13 protein-coding genes are annotated in these 18,342 nt (G+C 71.8%); 6 read left to right on the top strand and 7 right to left on the bottom strand.

Features of this window, described 5'->3' with window-relative positions; all coding sequences use genetic code 11:
• Window positions 1-26: 26 nt before the first annotated feature.
• Window positions 27-827, bottom strand: coding sequence for a DeoR/GlpR family DNA-binding transcription regulator (locus ACFY8U_RS30170; RefSeq protein WP_361433826.1), 801 nt, complete (start codon window positions 825-827; stop codon window positions 27-29).
• 152 nt (window positions 828-979) lie between these two features.
• On the opposite strand from ACFY8U_RS30170, the gene ACFY8U_RS30165 reads away from it, so the two are divergent.
• Together ACFY8U_RS30165 and ACFY8U_RS30160 are read left to right on the top strand one after the other, a co-directional pair.
• On the top strand, window positions 980-1,939 hold the full coding sequence (locus ACFY8U_RS30165; RefSeq protein WP_389575431.1) for an SIS domain-containing protein: 960 nt from the start codon (window positions 980-982) through the stop codon (window positions 1,937-1,939).
• A complete protein-coding gene (locus tag ACFY8U_RS30160; protein WP_389575430.1) occupies window positions 1,939-2,808 on the top strand; it encodes a ketose-bisphosphate aldolase in 870 nt (289 codons plus the stop codon). Before ACFY8U_RS30165 ends, ACFY8U_RS30160 begins: the two co-directional genes overlap by 1 nt.
• Here the strand turns inward: ACFY8U_RS30160 and ACFY8U_RS30155 are convergent.
• The 6 genes from ACFY8U_RS30155 to ACFY8U_RS30130 form a co-directional block, all read right to left on the bottom strand.
• Entirely contained in the window at window positions 2,791-4,605 is a 1,815-nt protein-coding gene (locus ACFY8U_RS30155) for a VanW family protein (protein WP_389575429.1), read from the bottom strand. The two genes, ACFY8U_RS30160 and ACFY8U_RS30155, sit on opposite strands and share 18 nt — an antisense overlap.
• 92 nt (window positions 4,606-4,697) lie before the next feature.
• Window positions 4,698-5,234, bottom strand: a complete 537-nt coding sequence (locus ACFY8U_RS30150) for a GNAT family N-acetyltransferase (RefSeq protein WP_389575428.1) — start codon at window positions 5,232-5,234, stop codon at window positions 4,698-4,700.
• Between the two features lie 171 nt (window positions 5,235-5,405).
• Window positions 5,406-6,848, bottom strand: coding sequence for a GH1 family beta-glucosidase (locus ACFY8U_RS30145; RefSeq protein ID WP_389575427.1), 1,443 nt, complete (start codon window positions 6,846-6,848; stop codon window positions 5,406-5,408).
• Between the two features lie 103 nt (window positions 6,849-6,951).
• On the bottom strand, window positions 6,952-7,821 hold the full coding sequence (locus ACFY8U_RS30140) for a carbohydrate ABC transporter permease (RefSeq protein ID WP_361598288.1): 870 nt from the start codon (window positions 7,819-7,821) through the stop codon (window positions 6,952-6,954).
• A 4-nt stretch (window positions 7,822-7,825) separates the two neighbouring features.
• A complete protein-coding gene (locus ACFY8U_RS30135) occupies window positions 7,826-8,824 on the bottom strand; it encodes a sugar ABC transporter permease (protein ID WP_361598290.1) in 999 nt (332 codons plus the stop codon).
• A 251-nt stretch (window positions 8,825-9,075) separates the two neighbouring features.
• Window positions 9,076-10,425 carry an ABC transporter substrate-binding protein gene (locus ACFY8U_RS30130; RefSeq protein WP_389575426.1) on the bottom strand — a complete coding sequence of 450 codons (1,350 nt, stop codon included), beginning with the start codon at window positions 10,423-10,425 and terminating at the stop codon, window positions 9,076-9,078.
• Window positions 10,426-10,639: 214 nt separating this feature from the next.
• On the opposite strand from ACFY8U_RS30130, the gene ACFY8U_RS30125 reads away from it, so the two are divergent.
• From ACFY8U_RS30125 to ACFY8U_RS30110, 4 genes are all read left to right on the top strand, one after another.
• Window positions 10,640-11,668 (top strand): LacI family DNA-binding transcriptional regulator, encoded by a 1,029-nt coding sequence (locus ACFY8U_RS30125; protein ID WP_361433848.1) that lies wholly within the window; start codon window positions 10,640-10,642, stop codon window positions 11,666-11,668.
• A gap of 103 nt (window positions 11,669-11,771) precedes the next feature.
• Complete coding sequence (locus tag ACFY8U_RS30120) at window positions 11,772-16,364, top strand: aminotransferase class I/II-fold pyridoxal phosphate-dependent enzyme (protein ID WP_389575425.1); 4,593 nt, start codon at window positions 11,772-11,774, stop codon at window positions 16,362-16,364.
• Complete coding sequence (locus ACFY8U_RS30115; RefSeq protein ID WP_389575424.1) at window positions 16,361-17,134, top strand: class I SAM-dependent methyltransferase; 774 nt, start codon at window positions 16,361-16,363, stop codon at window positions 17,132-17,134. Before ACFY8U_RS30120 ends, ACFY8U_RS30115 begins: the two co-directional genes overlap by 4 nt.
• A gap of 9 nt (window positions 17,135-17,143) precedes the next feature.
• Complete coding sequence (locus tag ACFY8U_RS30110) at window positions 17,144-18,268, top strand: cellulase family glycosylhydrolase (RefSeq protein ID WP_389575423.1); 1,125 nt, start codon at window positions 17,144-17,146, stop codon at window positions 18,266-18,268.
• Window positions 18,269-18,342: the final 74 nt, after the last annotated feature.

The following is an 18,342-nucleotide window of genomic DNA, read 5'->3' as shown; positions in this document are numbered from 1 at the left end:
CCGGTGCGGGGCGGTGCGGCGGCCGGTCAGACGGTGACGACCCGCACATCGGCGTCGGTGAGCCGCCGTACCGCCTCCGCGGGGACGGCCGCGTCGGTGACCAGCACGTCGACGCGGTCGAGTCCGCAGATCCGGGCGAAGGCGCGCCGCCCCATCTTCGAGGAGTCGGTGACCACGACGACCCGGCTCGCGCGCTCGGCGAACAGCCGGCTGATCCCCGCCTCGTCCTCGTGGTGCGCCATGATGCCGAGCTCCGGGTCGATGCCGTCGACGCCGAGGACGACGACGTCGAGGACGACCTCGTTCAGGACCCCCGCGGCCAGCGGGCCGACCAGTTCGTACGTCTGCGCGCGGGCGACCCCCCCCGAGACGACGATCTTGATCTGCGGTCGGACGGCGAGCTCGCCGGCGATGTTGAGCGCGTTGGTCACCACGGTCAGCGCCGGGGCGTGCGCAGTGCCGGGCGCTTCGGGCCTGCCGCCGCCGAAGCGCAGGGCCAGGGCGCGCGCCACCTCGGTCGTCGTCGTACCGCCGTTGAGGCCGAGCACCTCGCCCTCGTGGACCAGGTCCGCCACCGCGGCGGCGATGCGCTGCTTCTCCGAGGCGTGCCGGGAGGACTTGTAGCGCAGGGGCAGTTCGTACGAGACACCGTGTGGCACGGCTCCGCCGCGGGTACGGACGAGAAGCCGCTGCTCAGCCAGCTCGTCCAGGTCCCGGCGGATCGTGGCGGGGGAGACGTCGAGCGTGGCGGCGGCCTCCTCGACCTCCAGCCTGCCGGTGGAGGCGAGGAGTTCGAGGAGCGTGTTCCACCGCTCGTGCTTCGACATGATCGCGATTTTAGCGCCGCGCCGAAGCCGTGGGCCCTGGACCCTGAGCCCTGCCTGATGGATACTGCGCCCAGTGATCGATGCTCGAAGATGCTCGAAAATAATCTGTTACGAGCAAAAGTGAGCAGCTTCTGTCTGTGAAGGAGTCGCACGTGCCCCCTACGGGACCCTCCCGCACCGCCGCCGAAATCAGCTCCCAGCCCGCCTCCTGGCGCAAGGCCGCAGAGACCCTGCCCCAGCACCGCGCGGCGCTGCCGGTGCGCGGCGAACGCGTCGCCGTCGTCGGCTGCGGCACCTCCTGGTTCATCGCCCAGGCCTACGCCCAGCTCCGGGAGACCGGCGGCCACGGGGAGACCGACGCCTTCGCCGCCTCCGAGTTCCCGCTCGGCCGGCGCTACGACCGGATCCTGGCCATCACCCGCTCCGGCACCACGACCGAGGTCCTCGACCTGCTCCGCCGCGTCCGGGGGACCGTCGCCACCGGTGCCCTCACCGCCGACCCGACCACCCCGGTCATGGCCGCCGCCGACGCCGTGGCCGTCCTCGACTTCGCCGACGAGGAGTCGGTGGTGCAGACCCGCTTCGCCACCACCGCCCTCGCCCTGCTCCGCGCGCACCTGGAGGCCGAGGACGCCCTCCCGGCCGGCGTGCGCACCGTGGAGCGGGCGGCCAAGGACGCCGAACGCGCCGTCGCCGAACCCCTCGCCGCCGACATCACCGGCGCCGAGCAGTACACCTTCCTGGGCACCGGCTGGACCTACGGCCTCGCCCTCGAAGCCGGCCTGAAGATGCGCGAGGCCGCCGGCGCCTGGACCGAGGCCTACCCGGCCATGGAGTACCGCCACGGCCCCATCAGCATCACCGCGCCGGGCCGGGTCGCCTGGTCCTTCGGCCCCGTGCCCGCCGGCCTCGCGGACGACGTGGCCCGCGTCGGCGGCACGCTCGTCGCGGACTCGGGCGACGCCGACGCGGCGCTCGACCCGATGGCCGACCTCATCCGAGCCCAGCGGCTCGCCGTCCTGCTCGCCGAGGCCCAGGGGCAGGACCCGGACCGGCCCCGCAACCTCACCCGATCCGTGGTCCTCGCCGGCGGTGGGACGGAGGAGAGCTGATGCCGCTCACCAGTACCGGCGAGATCGTCCTCGAAGCCCGCGAACGCGGTGCCGGCGCCGGGGCGTTCAACGTGATCCAGATCGAGCACGCGCAGGCCATCGTCGCGGGCGCCGAGGCCGCGGGCCGTTCCGTGATCCTCCAGATCAGCGAGAACACCGCCCGTTACCACGGCTCCCTGGAGCCCATCGCGCTCGCGACGCTCGCGATCGCCCGCCGGGCCGCCGTCCCGGTCGCCGTCCACCTCGACCACGCCGAGTCGCCCGACCTCGTCCGCGAGGCCGTCGCCCTCGGCTTCTGCTCCGTCATGTTCGACGCCTCGACCCTCCCGTACGAGGAGAACGTCGCCGCCACCCGTGAGATGACCGACCACTGCCACCGCCGGAACGTCTGGGTGGAGGCCGAACTCGGCGAGGTGGGCGGCAAGGACGGCGCCCACGCACCCGGCGTGCGCACCGACCCCGGCGAGGCCCGCGCCTTCGTCGCCGCCACCGGGGTCGACGCCCTCGCCGTCGCCGTCGGCAGTTCCCACGCGATGCTCACCCGGGACGCCGTCCTCGACCTCGACCTCGTCGCCCGGCTGCGCGAGGCCGTGGACGTACCGCTCGTCCTGCACGGCTCGTCGGGCGTCGGGGACGTCGACCTCGGCCGGGCCGTCGGCGCCGGGATGACCAAGGTGAACGTGGCCACGCACCTCAACAAGGCGTTCACCGGCGCCGTACGGACCCACCTCGGGGAGAACGCCACGACCGTCGATCCGCGCCGCTACCTCGGCCCGGCGCGCACGGCCGTCGCGGAGGCCGTCGCCCACCTGCTCCAGGTGCTCGGAGCCGAGGCGCCCCTGGTGCGCAGCTCACTCGCCGGTCCCTGAGCCCTGCGCGGTACCCGCGTTCTCGTCGGCCCCCGGCTCCTCCGGCTCCTCGCAGGTGACGCGGTCGCGCGGGGTGTAGTGCGTACGGAAGGTCTCCCGGCCGACCTCCGCCCCGCCGTCGCGGAAGACCCGGTCCACGGTGATGTCGAAGCCCTCGAGCGGAGTCTGAGGCTCGCACTTCGGACCCGTGCCGGTCCGCTCGGAGGGCTCCGTGAGGTTGGTGCGGGGACCCTCCACCGCCTCCACGGCGTCGTACTTCTTCGTGCCGAGGAAGCTGATGGTCACCGAGGAGTCGGTGGAGCTCGCTCTGATGTAGATCCAGGCGTCGGAGTTGTTGCGGAACTTCAGGTCGAGCGTGCCCCAGGCCACCGTCGCCTCCCGGCCCGCCGGGTACCGCTCGATGTAGAACGAGTGCGCGCCGTACTCGACGGGCTTCACCCCGGCGAAGAAGATCGCGTTGAAGACCGTGGTCGCCACGGCGGACACCCCGCCGCCCGGCGCCGAGTGGTACTGCCCGTCCAGGATCATCGTGCCGTCCACGAAACCGTTGGCCTTGGTGCGCTCCCCGACGGTCCGGTTGAAGCTCCAGACCTCGCCCGGCTTCACCAGGGAGCCGTTGATCAGCTCGACGGCCCGGCCGATGTTGATCGTCCGGTAGGGGGCGGTGGGGAAGTTGACCGTGAACGTCGACATCTGCTCCTTGATCCCCATCTCCGCCACCGACTTCCGGGTCAGCATCGGCTGGATCAGCTCCGTGGCCACGGGACCGGTCCGCGCGGCTTCGCCGCGCTTCGGCAGCAGCGGGAGGACCGCCGCGCCCAGGGACTCGGCCGTCACCTCGTGACCCGGCCGCCCGTCCGCCAGGACCACCACCCGGCCGTTCTCCACCCCCAGGCGTGCCTCGACCGGACCGGTGGCGACCCTGTCGAGCGGACGCGCCACGGCAGGGTCGCCGATCAGCCCCTTCGCGTCGAGCGTCGGGACGAGCCGGCCCTCGTCGTCCGCCTTCACCGTCAGATGGGCGCCGATCGTCGCCGGGGTGATCCGCAGGCTCTCGCCGTCGACGGTGAGCGTGACCGGCCCCGACATCGCGGGCGTCCCGAACGTGTTGAGGAAGCGGGCCGTCTCCGCCTCGCCGACCTTGGGCCGCGAGACGGCGGTCGGCAGCGGCACCGGGTTCTCACCCTCGAGCTCCGGGTAGTTCGCGCGCAGGGTGTCCACGGCCGCGTCGACGTCCAGCTTCTGCCCGATGCGGGGCTGGACGGTCACCGCCTGGCCGTCCTCGAAGGAGACGGACCCCTCGACGGTCGTCCGGTCGTAGGTACGGGCCGCCTCCGCCATCGCCGTACGGGCCTCGGACTCGTCGAAGGCGACGACCGGCTCGACCTCCCGCTCGTCGGAGGAGAACAGCCGGCCGATCACGGTCACCGGATCACGCGCGGGATCCGCCGCCTTGTCCACGGTCTTCGCCACATCGACGCTCAGCCCGGCCGTGGCCGGATCGACGGTGCCGGTGCTCGCCCCGGTCCGCACCGGTATCGGGGACGTCCAGGACGCGGGCGCCTGCGCCGTGAGCGTCGCCCGCGCTTCCTGACGGCTCATCCCGCCGATGGCCACGCCGTCCACCCGGGTGCCTTCGGATATGTCGTCCCCGGTGGCGAGAAGACCCGCCGCGTACAGCCCGCCCGCGGCGAGAAGCGCCACTCCGGCCGCCGTGACCGCGATGCGTATGCGCCGACCGCGAGAGGACGACGGCGCCGCGTCGTCCTCGTGCCTGGAGTCCCTGGAGTCGCGCACACGGCCTCCCGGTGGGTCGGGTTACCCGAGATCCATCCGTGACGTTACGCCGGGCGGGTGGCCCGCGCATGTCGGACGGCTCCGACCTGCGCTTATGCCGCCGAACCGGGGCGGTGGAGGCTGGAGCGGGGCACCGCCGGAACCTCGAAGGAGATCCAGGCGTCGGGAGGTGCGTCCGGCCGGCCCGGCACCGGCCTGCGCTCCTCGGTCCACGCCTCACCGGCGATGTCGGTGGCGACCCGGCGCCAGAACCGGACGGCTCCGGTGTTGTCCTCCTGGAAGGCGACCTCCCAGGACCCGGGGTGCGCGGCCATGACCTCCCGCACCGCCCGCAGCCCGATTCCCGCCCTCCGCGCGGCGCGCACCACGAAGAAGCTGCTGAGCACACGCGTCGGAGAGGTCAGGCCGCGGACGAACGCGAGACCGACCGGATGCTCGCCGCTCGTCACGAGATACGGAGCCCAGCCGGGGTCCGTGAGGGCCGAGTCGAGCCGCTCGCTGCGGAACGTCCCGTCCGGGCGGGGCAGCACACCGCTGTACGCGGACATGTCGTGGCGGAACATCAGCCAGAGGCGTTCCAGGGTGGGGCGGTCGGCCGGACGGGCGAGGCGCACGGATACGTCGGGCATGGGTCTCCTCGGGGTTCGGGGCATGAAAAAAGCCTCCCTGGCGGGGGCGATTTGCCCGGCCGGGAGGCGCATTGACGTACCGGAAGAATACCAGCGGCCGCGGATCCGAGGGGTGCGGGGGTGGTGCGTGAGGGCCGAACTCCCCCTCACGCACCGTGACTCAGCCCTCGGTCAGCCCTCCACCGGGTCCACCAGCTCGTTCGACCGCGCCACGCGCGCGTACCAGTGCGCGCTCGACTTGGGGGTACGAGCGAGGGACGTGTAGTCCACGTGGACCGCGCCGAACCGCTTCTCGTAGCCGTACGCCCACTCGAAGTTGTCCATGAGCGACCAGAGGAAGTAGCCGCGGACGTCCGCCCCGTCCGCCATGGCCCGGTGCACGGCCGCGAGATGACCGTGGACGTAGGCGATCCGGTCGGGGTCGTGCACCGAGCCGTCCGGGCCGACCTCGTCCTCGTACGCGGCGCCGTTCTCCGTGATCAGCAGCGGCAGCTCCGGATACCGGGCGGAGACCCGGGTCAGCAGCTCGTACAGCCCGTTCGGGTCCACCGCCCAGCCCATCGCCGTGGGTTCGCCCGGCGCCCGGTGGAAGGCCACGTCGTCCGCGCCGGGCCAGGGGGAGTGATCGCTCGCCCCGTGCCCGTCGTCCTGCGGCTTCGCCATCCCCTCGGTGACCGCCGACACCACCGTCGGCGTGTAGTAGTTGATGCCGAGCGAGTCCAGCGGCTGTCCGATCGTCGCCGTGTCGCCGTCGCGTACGAACGCCCAGTCGGTCAGCGAGGCGGTGTCGGCGAGGAGGTCCGCGGGGTAGCCGCCGTCGAGGAGCGGGCCCAGGAAGACCCTGTTGCCGACCGCGTCGATCCGGCGGGCCGCCTCCTGGTCCTCCGCCGACGTGGTGAGCGGCCGGATCTCGTGCAGGTTCAGGCTGATGGAGACCTTCGCCTGCCCGGGGTGCGCGGCGCGCAGCGCCTGAGCCGCGAGCCCGTGGCCCAGGTTCAGGTGGTGCGCGGCGCGCAGGGCCGCGACGGGGTCCGTGCGGCCGGGCGCGTGGACCCCGGAGCCGTAGCCGAGGAAGGCGGTGCACCAGGGCTCGTTGAGGGTGGTCCAGCGGGCGATCCGGTCGCCGAGCGCCTCGCCGACCAGCGCCGCGTACGCCCCGAACCGCTCGGCCGTGGCCCGCTCGGGCCAGCCGCCCGCCGTCTCCAGGTCCTGCGGCAGGTCCCAGTGGTAGAGCGTGGCGACCGGCTCGATGCCGGCCGCGAGCAGCTCGTCGACGAGCCGGCGGTAGAAGTCCAGACCCTTCTGCACGGCCGGTCCGCGGCCGGTGGGCTGGACTCGCGGCCACGACACCGAGAACCGGTAGGCGCTCAGGCCGAGGTCCGCCATCATCCGGACGTCGTCCCGGAAGCGGTGGTAGTGGTCGACCGCCACATCGCCGTTGTGGCCCTCGAACACCTTCCCCGGGGTGTGCGAGAAGGTGTCCCAGATCGACGGCGTACGGCCGTCCTCGGCCGCCGCTCCCTCGATCTGGTACGCGGCGGTGGCGGCGCCCCACAGGAAGCCGGGCGGGAACTGACGGGCCGTCGTGAGCGGTCGGGGATCTGTCGCGGTCATGCGGAAGTGCTCCCGGGTGAGAGGGGTGTACGGGGGAAGGGCAGGGGGCGGCCACCGGTCGGCGGGTCGGGTGGTGACCCGCGGACCGGCCCGTGACGGCGGGTCAGCTCTTGACCGCGCCCGTGGTGATGCCGCCGACGATGTGCTTGCCGAGCACGGCGAAGACCAACAGCAGTGGCAGGGTGGATATCAGCGCGCCGGTCAGCACGATCGACTGGTCGACGGTGTGGTTGCCCGCTCCCAGACCGGCCAGAGCCACCTGGAGCGTGGGACTGCCGTCCGGGGTGAGTGCGATGAACGGCCAGAAGAAGTCGTTCCAGGCCTGGACGAAGACCAGCATGCCGAGCACCGCCATCGCGGGTCTCGCGACCGGGAACACCACGTGCCAGATGATCCGCAGGCTGTGCGCGCCGTCCACCCGGGCCGCCTCCACCAGCTCCACGGGCAGCGCCTCGATCAGGTACTGACGCATGAAGAACACGCCGAACGCGGCGACCAGGGACGGCAGGACGACGGACTGGAGCTGGTCGACCCAGCCCAGGTCGGTGATGATCCGGTACAGCGGGATCACGCTCAGCTGCGGCGGGATCGTCATGGTCGCCACGACGAGCGTCAGCATCGCGCCCCTCCCCTTGAAGGGCAGCTTGGCGAAGGCGAACCCGGCCAGGGTGGAGAAGAGCACGGTGGAGAGCGCCACCAGCCCCGCCACGACGGTCGTGTTGACCAGCGCCTCGCCCATGTCGACCTGGTTCCAGGCGAAGGCGAGGTTGTCGAAGAGCCGGGGGCCGGGCAGCAGCGGCGCCGGGGGAGACACGACGCGCTCGCCCGAATGGGAGGCGGCGACCAGGTTCCAGTAGAGCGGGAAGAGCGAGATCAGGGCGGCCAGACCGAGCAGGACGTAGGTCAGCGGCCCGGCCCGGTGCTGATCACCGGCCGGCGGGCGCGGACGGAGACGGACGTGCAGACGTGACATGAGGTCAGGCCCCCAGCTTCTTGCGGTTCGCCCGGGCGAGGAGCGTACGGACCGCCCCGATCACCAGCAGGAGCAGCAGCATCACCCAGGCGATGGCTGACGCCTGGCCGAGCGCTCCGGTCACCCAGCCCTTCTCGTACATCAGCAGACTCAGCGTCTGGAACTGGTTGCCGCTGCCGCCGCTGATGCCGAGGCTGCCGCCGAAGATCATCGGTTCGCCGAAGAGCTGGGTGGCGCCGATCGTGGAGACCACGATCGTGAAGAGGATCGTCGGACGGATCGACGGGATCGTCACACTGAGGAACTGGCGCCACCGGGAAGCCCCGTCCAGCGCCGCAGCCTCGTAGAGATCCTTCGGTACGGCCTGCATCGCGGCCAGATAGATCAGCGCGTTGTAACCGGTCCAGCGCCAGGTCACGATCGTCGAGATGGCGATCTGCGCGGGCCACTTGGAGGACTCCCAGTCCACCGGCTCGAACCCGACCCAGCCGAGGACGGTGTTGATCAGGCCGTAGTCGGTGTTGAAGAGCTGGGCGAAGACCAGGGTCGCCGCCGCGATCGAGGTGGCGTACGGGGCGAGGACCGCGACCCGGAAGAACCCCCGGGCGCGCAGCCGGTAGTTGAGCAGATGGGCGAGGCCGAGCGCCATCAGCAGCTGGGGGACGGTCGAGACGACGCCGATCGTGAAGGTGTTGGCGAGCGCGTTCCAGAAGAACTCGCTGTCCGCGAGGGCGGTGTAGTTGTCCAGGCCCCGCCACTCGGCCTCACCGCCGAGCTCCACCCGGTGCAGCGAGAGCCAGCCCGTGTAGATCAGCGGGAAGAGCCCGAAGGCGGCGAAGGTGAGGAAGAAGGGTGCGACGAATGCGTACGGGCTGAAGCGCAGGTCCCAGCGGTAGAACCGGCTGCGCAGCCCTGCGCGGGGCGGTGGGGGAGGGGGCGAGGCGGGAGAGGGCGGGGCGGGCGGCGGGGAGCCGTCGGCCGCCGCCCGGAGGGAGGTGGCCACGGGGGCGTCCCTTCGGAATCGGTACGGATGCGCGGCGCGGTCGGTGCGGGTGCGGTGCAGCGGGTGCGGGTGGCGGCGGGCGCGCGGGCGGCGGCGTGGCGCGAGCGGACGGGGCGCGTGCGGACGGGGCGCGAGCGGACGGGGCGTGCCGCCGGTCCGGGCGCGGTGCGCGCGGCGCGGGCGCCGAGACGGCGGGCCGGTGGCCGCCCGGCGGGGGAGCGCCGGGCGGCCCGCGGCGTCGCGCGCCCCTGCTACTGCTCGATCTTGTCCTCGATCAGCTTCTTCACGTTCTCCCACGCCTTCGCGGGATCGGTGCCGCGCTGCTCGATGTCGAGGATGCCGTTGTCGGTGAGGAAGGTCTTCACCTGGCCGTCCCAGCGGCTGATCGGGGCCGGTGTGATGCCGGCCGCGGCCTCCGAGTAGATCCGGCCGACCGGTGTGTCGCCGAAGTACGGCAGCTTCGCGTCCTGCACGGCCGTCGACGAGAGCGTGTCCTTGGTCGAGGGGATGTTGCCGTTCACGCCGAAGACCTTGGCGTGCTGCGCGGGCGCGGTGAGCCAGGCGGCCAGCTCCGCGGCCTCCTTGGCGTGCTTCCCCGACTTGGGGACGGCGAGGAACGAACCGCCCCAGTTGCCAGCCACCGGCGGCGCCGCGATGTCCCACTTGCCCTGGTTGCCCGCGCCCGCCTGGTCCTTGATGATGCCGGTCATCCAGCTCGGGCAGGCGACCGTGGCGAACGTGGAGTTCTTGAACGCCGCGTTCCAGGTGCCCTTCTCGTCGAACTGGCGGAGCTTGGCGGTGAGGCCGCCCTGCGCCGCGGCGACGGCGGTCTCCCAGGCCTTCTTCACCCCGGGGCTGTTCTCGTAGTCCAACTCGCCCTTGGTGTCGGCGTACTGCACGGCCTCGCTGGAGACGACGGCGTTGAACAGACCGCTCGCGGAGTCGTGGAACGACGTTCCGGACGGAGCCGCCTTCTTGTAGGTCCTGCCCGTCTCCAGGAACTTGGCCCAGTCCCCCTGCCAGAGCGCGCCGACGGCGGCGCGGTCGGTGGGCAGCTTGGCCTTGGCGAAGAGTTCCTTGTTGTAGCAGATGGCCATCGGGCCGATGTCGGTGCCGAGTCCGATGACCTTGCCGTCGGCGGTGGTGGCCTGCTTGACCTTCCAGTCCAGGTACGCGCCCAGATCCGCGCCGCCGGTCGTGCCGAGGTCGACCCACTTGTCCGCCATGGCGGGACCGGTGGCCTCCGCGACGTAACCGACCTCCAGGGCCTGGATGTCGGCGAGGCCGCTGTTGCGGGAGAGCCGCAGCTTGAGGGTGTCCCAGTACTTCTGGCCGTCGGCGACGTTCGACTCGACGATCTTGATGTTCGGGTGTGCCTTCTCGTACTCGGCGTAGAGCTTGGCGCCCGTCTTGTCGTCGTAGCCGAAGGAGCCGAAGGTCCCGATGCGCAGGGTGATCTGTCCGTCGCCGCCGGCCTCGTCGGAACCGCCGTCGCTGCCGCAGCCGGTGATCAGGGCGGCGCAGACGGCGACCCCGGCGACCGCGGCCCGCGCGGTGCGGCGCCGTGCCTGTCTGCTGCGGCTCGTGCTGGAAGTGCGCATTCGACTCTCCTCGTCCGGGGTGGTGCGATGCGTGGCTCGGTACGGCCCGCGCGGCTCGCGGCGTGGGAGCGCTCCCACTGCGTCTCGCCGGAAGGTTGCTGCCTGGCGCGTACGGGTGTCAAGGGGTGCGCCGGAATCCGTTACGCCACTCTTGGGAGCGCTCCCACGCTTGATACAGTCACCGGAACACAGGGGACACGAGGGGAGACGGCAGATGGTGGTGAGCGGGCGCCAGACCGGCAGGCCCACCCTGGAGGAGGTCGCGGCCAGAGCCGGCGTCGGCCGGGGCACGGTCTCCAGGGTGATCAACGGCTCCCCGCGGGTGAGCGAGCACGCCAAGGCCGCCGTGGCCAGGGCCGTCGCCGAACTCGGCTACGTACCCAACCGCGCCGCCCGGGCGCTGGCCGGCAGCCGTACGGACGCCGTGGCGCTCGTGATCCCCGAGACCGAGGCCCGGCTCTTCGCCGAGCCGTACTTCCTCGACATCATCCGCGGGGTCAGCGCCGAACTCGCCGACGCCGACAAACAGTTGCTGCTGACGCTGATCCGCAACGACAAGGAGCGGCAGCGCTTCGAGCAGTACCTCACCGCGCAGCGGGTGGACGGCGTGCTGCTCGTCTCGGTCCACGCCGACGATCCGCTGCCGGACCAGGTGCGGGCGCTCGGTCTGCCGGCCGTGCTCAACGGCCGGCGCACCGAGGCGGAGCAGGTGGCCTATGTGGACTCCGACAACGTGGGTGCCGGGCGGTCGGCCGTCGCCCATCTCGCCGGGCGGGGCCGCCGTCGTATCGCCACCATCACCGGCCCGCTGGACATGTACGGCGCCCGCTGCCGCCTCGACGGCTACCGGCAGGGACTCGCGGAGGCCGGGATCGCCGTGGACGAGCGGCTCGTCGCCACCGGCGACTTCACCGAGGAGGGCGGGCGGCGGGCCATGCGGGAGCTGCTCGACCGCGAGCCGGGCCTCGACGCCGTCTTCGCCGCATCGGACGTGATGGGGGCCGGTGCGCGCGGGGTGCTGAAGGAGTCGGGGCGCCGGGTCCCGGAGGACGTGGCCCTGGTCGGGGTCGACGACTCGCCGGTGGCCCGTCACATGGACCCGCCGCTGACCAGCGTGCGCCAGCCGATCGAGGAGATGGGGCGCACGATGGCCCGGTTGCTGCTCCAGGAGATCGCGGGGGCGTCCGAGGAACAGCCGTACCGGGTGCTGCCGACCGAGCTGGTGGTCCGCGACTCGTCCTGACCCCCTCCTCCCCAAGATGCACCGGACCCTCGATACCCGGAGAATTGCACGCACAGGGTCCGTTTCCGCCACCGGGCGCAACCTGGCAAGGGGGCGGTCGACGATGCCGCTGCGACAGGAGTACCGGGCGCTCGCGTCCGGGACACTGCGCCGGTGGGTCGTGGTCTATCTGTGCGTGGTGGCCCTGCTCACGGTCTGCTATCTCACGATCCCCTCCAGGCACACCGTTCTCTGGGCGCTGATCGGTCTGAGCGGCGTCGCGGCCATCCTCACCGGTATCCACATCCACAAGCCGGCGAAACGCTGGCCGTGGCTCGTGCTCGCGGGCGCCAACTTCACCTTCGTCGCCGGGGACACGGCGTACAACCTCCTGGAGAACCTGTTCGGGCAGACCAACCCGTTCCCCTCCGTCGCGGACGCCCTGTACCTGGCCACGTACCCCCTGTTCGCCATCGGGCTGTTCGGCTTCATCCGCTACCGAGCCGCCGGGCGCGACCTCGCCGTGGCGCTCGACGCCCTCATCCTCACCTCCGGGCTCGCCCTGCTCTCCTGGGTGAACCTGATCACCCCGCTCGCCAAGTCGCCCGACATGACATGGATCGAGAAGGCCATCTCGATCGCCTATCCGCTCGGCGACGTCCTGATGCTCGCGATGCTCGCCCGCCTCCTCGTCCCCGGCGGGCTGAGGTCACGGGCCGTGCAGCTGCTCACCCTGGGGACCTGCGGCATCCTCGCGTCCGACGTCATCTACGGAGCTCTCCAGCTGCAGGGGACCTGGCAGGTCGGCACCGGCTGGGACCTCGGCTGGGTCATCTTCTTCACGGCGTGGGGCCTCGCGGCCCTGCACCCCTCCATGACCGGGCTGACCGAGCGCGTGCCGCAGCCGCCGGCCGTCATCGCCGAACGGCGGCTCGCCCTGCTCGCCGCGGCCTCGCTCGTCGCCCCCGTCCTGCTGCTCTACCAGTCGCTGCGTGCCGACCGGGAACAGGACATCGCCGTCATCGCCGTCTTCTCCGCGATCATGTTCCTGCTGGTGCTCACCCGCCTGTGGGGCATGATGGCCGAACACCGCAGCGCCGAGGCCCGCGAGCGCAGCCTGCGGGTGGCCGCCGCCTCCCTGGTGGCCTCGCTGAGTCCGCGCGAGGTCGCCAGCGCCGTCGAGGTGGCCGCCGCGACCCTCGTCGGGCCCGGCACGCCGCACAAGACGATGCTCCTCGCCCGTGACCGACGGCGCTTCCTCTACGCCGTCCCGACCGGGCACCTGCCCTGGAACTTCCGGGGCACGGAACTCTCCGGCTCCCGGAGCCCGCCGTGGCCCGACCTGCTCGCCCAGGGCAGCCGGCACGTCCGCACCGACGAGCTCGACCCCACCGTCGCGCACGCCCTCGGGCCCCTGTCGCACGCGCTGCTGTGCCCCCTGGCCCTGCAGGCGCCCGCAGCGGGCGAACCGCTGCTCGGTGTCCTGCTGCTCGCGGCGCCCGAGAAGAAGCTCCGCGCGATCTCCGGGCCCGCGCAGTCCCTGGCCTCCCAGGCCGCGCTCGCCCTGGAGCGCTTCGGGCTCAGCGAGGAGGTCAACCGCCGCACCAGCGAGGCGTACTTCCGCACCCTTGTGCACAACACCTCGGACGTCATCCTGATCGTCGACGACGACGACACCGTGCGCTACGCCAGCCCCTCCGCCGAGTCGATGTTCGGCCACTCGCTGCTGCCCGGGACGCCGCTGACCGACCTCCTGGCGCCCGGCGACGCCGCCAGCGCGCTGCGGATCCTCAAGGGTGTCCGCTCACGTGACGACGTGGACGCCCGGGACGACTGGAAGCTGCGACGCGGCGAGTCCACCGACCTGCACGTCGAGGTCCGGTGCAGCAACCTCCGTAACGAACAGACCGTCCACGGCCTGGTCCTCACCCTGCGCGACGTGACGGAGCAGCGGAAGCTGGAGCGGGAGCTCACCCACCGCGCCTTCCACGACTCGCTCACCGGGCTCCCCAACCGGGTCCTGCTCCTCGAACGGATCGAGCGGGCCCTGCTGCGCGGCCGCCGCGACTCCACCCTGACCTGCATGCTCTTCGTCGACCTCGACGACTTCAAGGTCGTCAACGACACCATGGGGCACTCGGTCGGCGACGAGCTGCTCGTCGCCGTGGCCCGCCGGCTGACCTCCGTGCTGCGGCTCAGCGACACCGCCGCGCGTCTGGGCGGGGACGAGTTCGCCGTCCTGATCGAGGGCGCCAAGGAACCAAGTGACGCCGAAGCCCTCGCGGCCCACATCGTGCAGACCCTGAGCCAGCCCTTCCATCTCACCGACGGTGCCGTCTCCGTGTCGACGAGCGTGGGCATCGCCACCGTCCTGGACAGCGCCCACGCCGAGGAACTCCTCGGCCACGCCGACCTCGCGCTCTACGCCGCCAAGGCCGCGGGCAAGAAGCGCTGGCGGCGGTTCCGGCCCGAACTGCACTCCCGTCTCGTCGCCCGGCACGAACTGCAGGAGGGCATGGACACGGCCATCGCCGACCACGCCTTCGCCCTGCGCTACCAGCCGATCGTCGAGGTCGCCGACGGGGTCGTCGCCGGCTTCGAGGCACTGATCCGCTGGCCGCACGCGCGGCGCGGCATGGTCCCGCCCGACCAGTTCATCACCCTGGCCGAGGAGAGCGGGCACATCATGCCGCTCGGCGCCTGGGTGCTCGAACACGCGGCGCTCGACGTCGCCCGCTGGCAGCGGGCCCGCCCGGGACGACAGCCGCCGCTGTACGTCAATGTCAACGTCTCGCCCCGGCAGTTCCGCGACCCGGGCCTCCTCGACGACGTGCGCCGCACCCTGAGCTCCTCCGGGCTCGCTCCCGGCACCCTGGTCCTGGAGCTCACCGAGACCGTGCTGATGCGCAAGGACGAGCAGATCCGCACCACCATGCGTGCGCTGCGCGAGCTCGGAGTCTCCATCGCGATCGACGACTTCGGCACCGGGTTCTCCTCGCTCAGCTATCTGCGGGAGTTCCCCATCGACGTGCTCAAGGTCGACAAGTCGTTCATCGACGACATCACCACCGACCGTCAGCAGCTGGCCCTGGTCGAGGGCATCGTTCGCATCGCCGACGTCCTCGGGCTGAACGTGGTCGCGGAGGGCATCGAGTACGAGGGGCAGCGTGAACTCCTCGCCGACATGGGCTGCCAGTTCGGGCAGGGTTATCTCTTCGCCCGGCCCATGACCGCCCACCAGGCCGAATCCTTCCTGCGCCGTTCCTCGCACGGGCCGGCGTCCACCTCGGCGGGAACCGCGTCCGCGCCGGCCGGGACGGCCGTCGCCGAGCGGCCCCGTCCGGTCGTCCGGCCGATGACCTCGCAGCAGGCGGCGGCAGAGGCGGCGGCACGGGCGTCAGGGGCGCAGGCGGGGGCCCGGCCTGCCGGGAGCGCGCGGCGCGGTGCCGCCCAGCGCGATCGCCGGTGGCGCGACCTGGAGCGCCTGAAGCGGACCAGCCCGATGTGCGACGCCGTCATCGACGAGATCGACGGCCGCAAGCTGCGCGTCGAGAACGAGTGGCTCGTCGACTTCGCCTCCTGCAACTACCTCGGCTTCGACCTCGACCCGGAGATCATGGCGGCGATCGGCCCGCAGGTCAGCAGCTGGGGTACGCACCCCAGCTGGTCCCGACTGATCGGCAGCCCCCGGCTGTACCCCCGGATCGAGGAGCGGCTGACCGAACTGCTCGGCGCGCCGGACACCCTGCTGCTGCCGACGATCACCCTCATCCACCAGTCGGTGATCCCGCTGCTCGCGGGCGACGGACGGGTCTTCGTCGAGGCGACGGCCCACCGCACGGTGTACGACGGTTGTGTGGTGGCCCGCGGTCAGGGCGCCACCGTGCAGCGCTTCCACGCCGACAGCCCGTGGGAGCTGGACATGCAACTGCGTTCCGTCCCCGGCGACGAGAGCCGCCTGGTCTGCATGGACGGCGTGAACAGCATGACCGGCAACTTCCCGGACCTCGGCGAGATCGCCCGGATCTGCCGGGAGAACGGCGCACTGCTGTACGTGGACGACGCCCACGGCTTCGGGGTGATCGGTGAACGGACCCACGGCGAGACGTCGCCCTGGGGCTCCCGGGGGAACAGCATCATCCGCCACCTGGGCGAGTCCTACGAGGGGGTCGTCATGGTCGGCGGCTTCTCCAAGGCCTACTCCTCGCTGCTCGCCTTCCTCGCCGTACCGAGGTGGCTGAAGGACCACCTCAAGGTCGCGGCGGCGCCCTACCTCTACTCCGGGCCCTCCCCGACGGCCTCGCTCGCCACCGCCCTCGCCGGGCTCGACGTCAACGCCGAGCGCGGCGACGCGATCCGGGCCGACCTCCACCGTAAGACCATGCGGATCCTCGACCACGTACGGGCGCTGGACATCGCCACCCCCAACACCGACGGACTGCCGATCATCGAGATCCCGCTCGCCGACGCACAGGACCTCGAAGCCGTGGCCTCGTTCCTGTGGGCGCGGGGCATCTACGTCACCCTGGCCAGCTATCCGCTCGTCCCGCGCAACCGCGTGGGCTTCCGTATCCAGGTCACGGCCCCCAACACCGACGAGGAGATCGACCAGCTCAACGCGGCGCTGACCGACCTCTCGCGGCGCTTCGCCCTCCAGCGGGTGCCCGGAAGCCCGCACCCCGGCGTCCCCGCCGGCCGGCCCGCGGACTCCCGGTGAGCTCGTCGGCGCGCGCGCGGGCGCTCCGGCACAACCGCGACGCGGACTGGGACTCCTGGCCGGTCGCCGACTACCTGGCGGAGAACTACCGACAGCTGCACCCGTGCGACATCGGCGTCATCCACCACCACTCCGCCTTCTACCGGCAGTTCGCGCCCGGCAGCATCGCGCGCTCCCTGGAGTTCGGCGCCGGGCCGAATCTGTACCCCCTGATGCTGGCGGCCGCGGCGAGCCGGCGCATCGACGCACTCGAACCCAGCACGGCCAACGTCCGCTATCTCCGGGGGCAGCTGGCTGAGGGACCCGACACCAGTTGGCAGGCCTTCTACACCCTCTGCCGCGAACTCGACCCGGCGCTCCCCGCGAAGCCCGCCGAGGCCCTGGCCCGGGTACGGATCGTTCCCGGCGCCGCGGACGACGTCCCCGCGGGGACGTACGACCTGGCCTCGATGAACTTCGTCGCCGAGAGCGTCACCGAGGACTTCGCCGAAGTCGCCGCCCTGTGCGCCGATTTCGTCCGCTCGGTGCGGCCGGGAGGGCACCTCGTGGCCGCCTTCATGGAACGCATGCCCAGCTACCGCATCGGCGACGGGCCGGACTGGCCGGCCTGCCCGGTGGACGCGGGCGCGGTCCGCGCCGTCTTCGCGCCGCTGACCGAGGAGCTGCGCATCAGCCGGCTGGCGAAGGACCGCACCCTGCCCGAATACGGCGACACGGGCGTGCTCCTCCTGACGGCCCGGCGAACGGAGACATCACGTTCGCAAAGTTAGGATGGTCGGATGCGAGGCACCCACCGACGCCGTCGGTCGGTCACCTGGATGGTGGTGATCGCGTTCATGGCTCTGGCGCTCCTGACGACGGGATGCGCGCCTCCGGCTCCGGGCCTGCGCGTGGGCATCGCCTACGGTGACCGTCTCGTCTGGATGTCCGACAGGGATCTCGACGCCGCCCTCGACGATGCCGTCGCGGTGGGTGCGCGGTGGGTGAGGGCGGATCTGACGTGGACCCATGTGCAGCCGGACGGGCCGGACACGTACCGGTGGGAGGGATTCGACAGAGTTGTCACCGCGGTCGAGGAGCGGGGCCTCGACCTCCTGCCGGTGCTCGGATTCACACCGGCGTGGGCGCGCCCAGCCGATTGCACCAGCAAGCAGTGCCGGCCTGCCGACCCCATGGATTTCGCTGCCTTCGCCGGCGCTGCCGCGAAGCGCTACGCACCGCGCGGGGTGCACACCTGGGAAGTCTGGAACGAGCCGAACCTCACCCGTTCATGGGCGCCCGCGCCTGACGAAGGCGCCTATACGGCGCTGCTGACGGAGACCAGCCAGGCACTGCGGGACAACGACCCGGAGTCGTACGTCATTCTGGGCGGGCTGGCGGCGACCACCACGAAGGACGGGAACATCTCCCAGACCGCGTTCCTGCAGGGTGTCTCGGCGCGCGGCGGAAACCACGTGGTGGACGCCATCGGCTATCACCCTTATACGTACCCGTTCCTGGCGAGTTCCGTGACCTCGTGGGGTACGCCGTGGGAGCGGATCGAAGGGACGCGGGACAGCTTGAGGAGCGTGCTCGTCGCGAACGGCACGCCGAAGATGCCTGTGTGGCTCACCGAGTTCGGCGCGCCGACGAACGGTCCCGGCACGTCGTCGGACGGCCGGGGCGCCGTCGCGGAGGACACCACGCACGTGCCTGAGGAACGTCAGGCACAGATCGCCACGGACGCCGTGCGCACAGCGGCCGCAACCCCGCATGTCGCCGCGCTGATCTGGTACGCCGAGCGCGATCTCGGTACGGACAGGCGGGACAGCGAGAACTTCTTCGGTCTGCGCCGGGCCGACGGAAGCGCGAAACCCGCCCTCGCCGCCCTGCGGGACGCGGTGGCCGGGCTCAGCGGCCGGTAGGTGTGGGGGGCAGGGTTCGGAAGAGGTCGAGGTAGCGGTCGGTGAGTGCGGGCCAGGCGTAGCGTTCTACGGCG

The organism is Streptomyces sp. NPDC012508 (genome assembly GCF_042902595.1).
Taxonomy (GTDB): Bacteria; Actinomycetota; Actinomycetes; order Streptomycetales; family Streptomycetaceae; genus Streptomyces.
The sequence above is the reverse complement of the archived record's forward strand: the minus strand, read 5'-3'. Positions and strand labels throughout refer to the sequence as shown.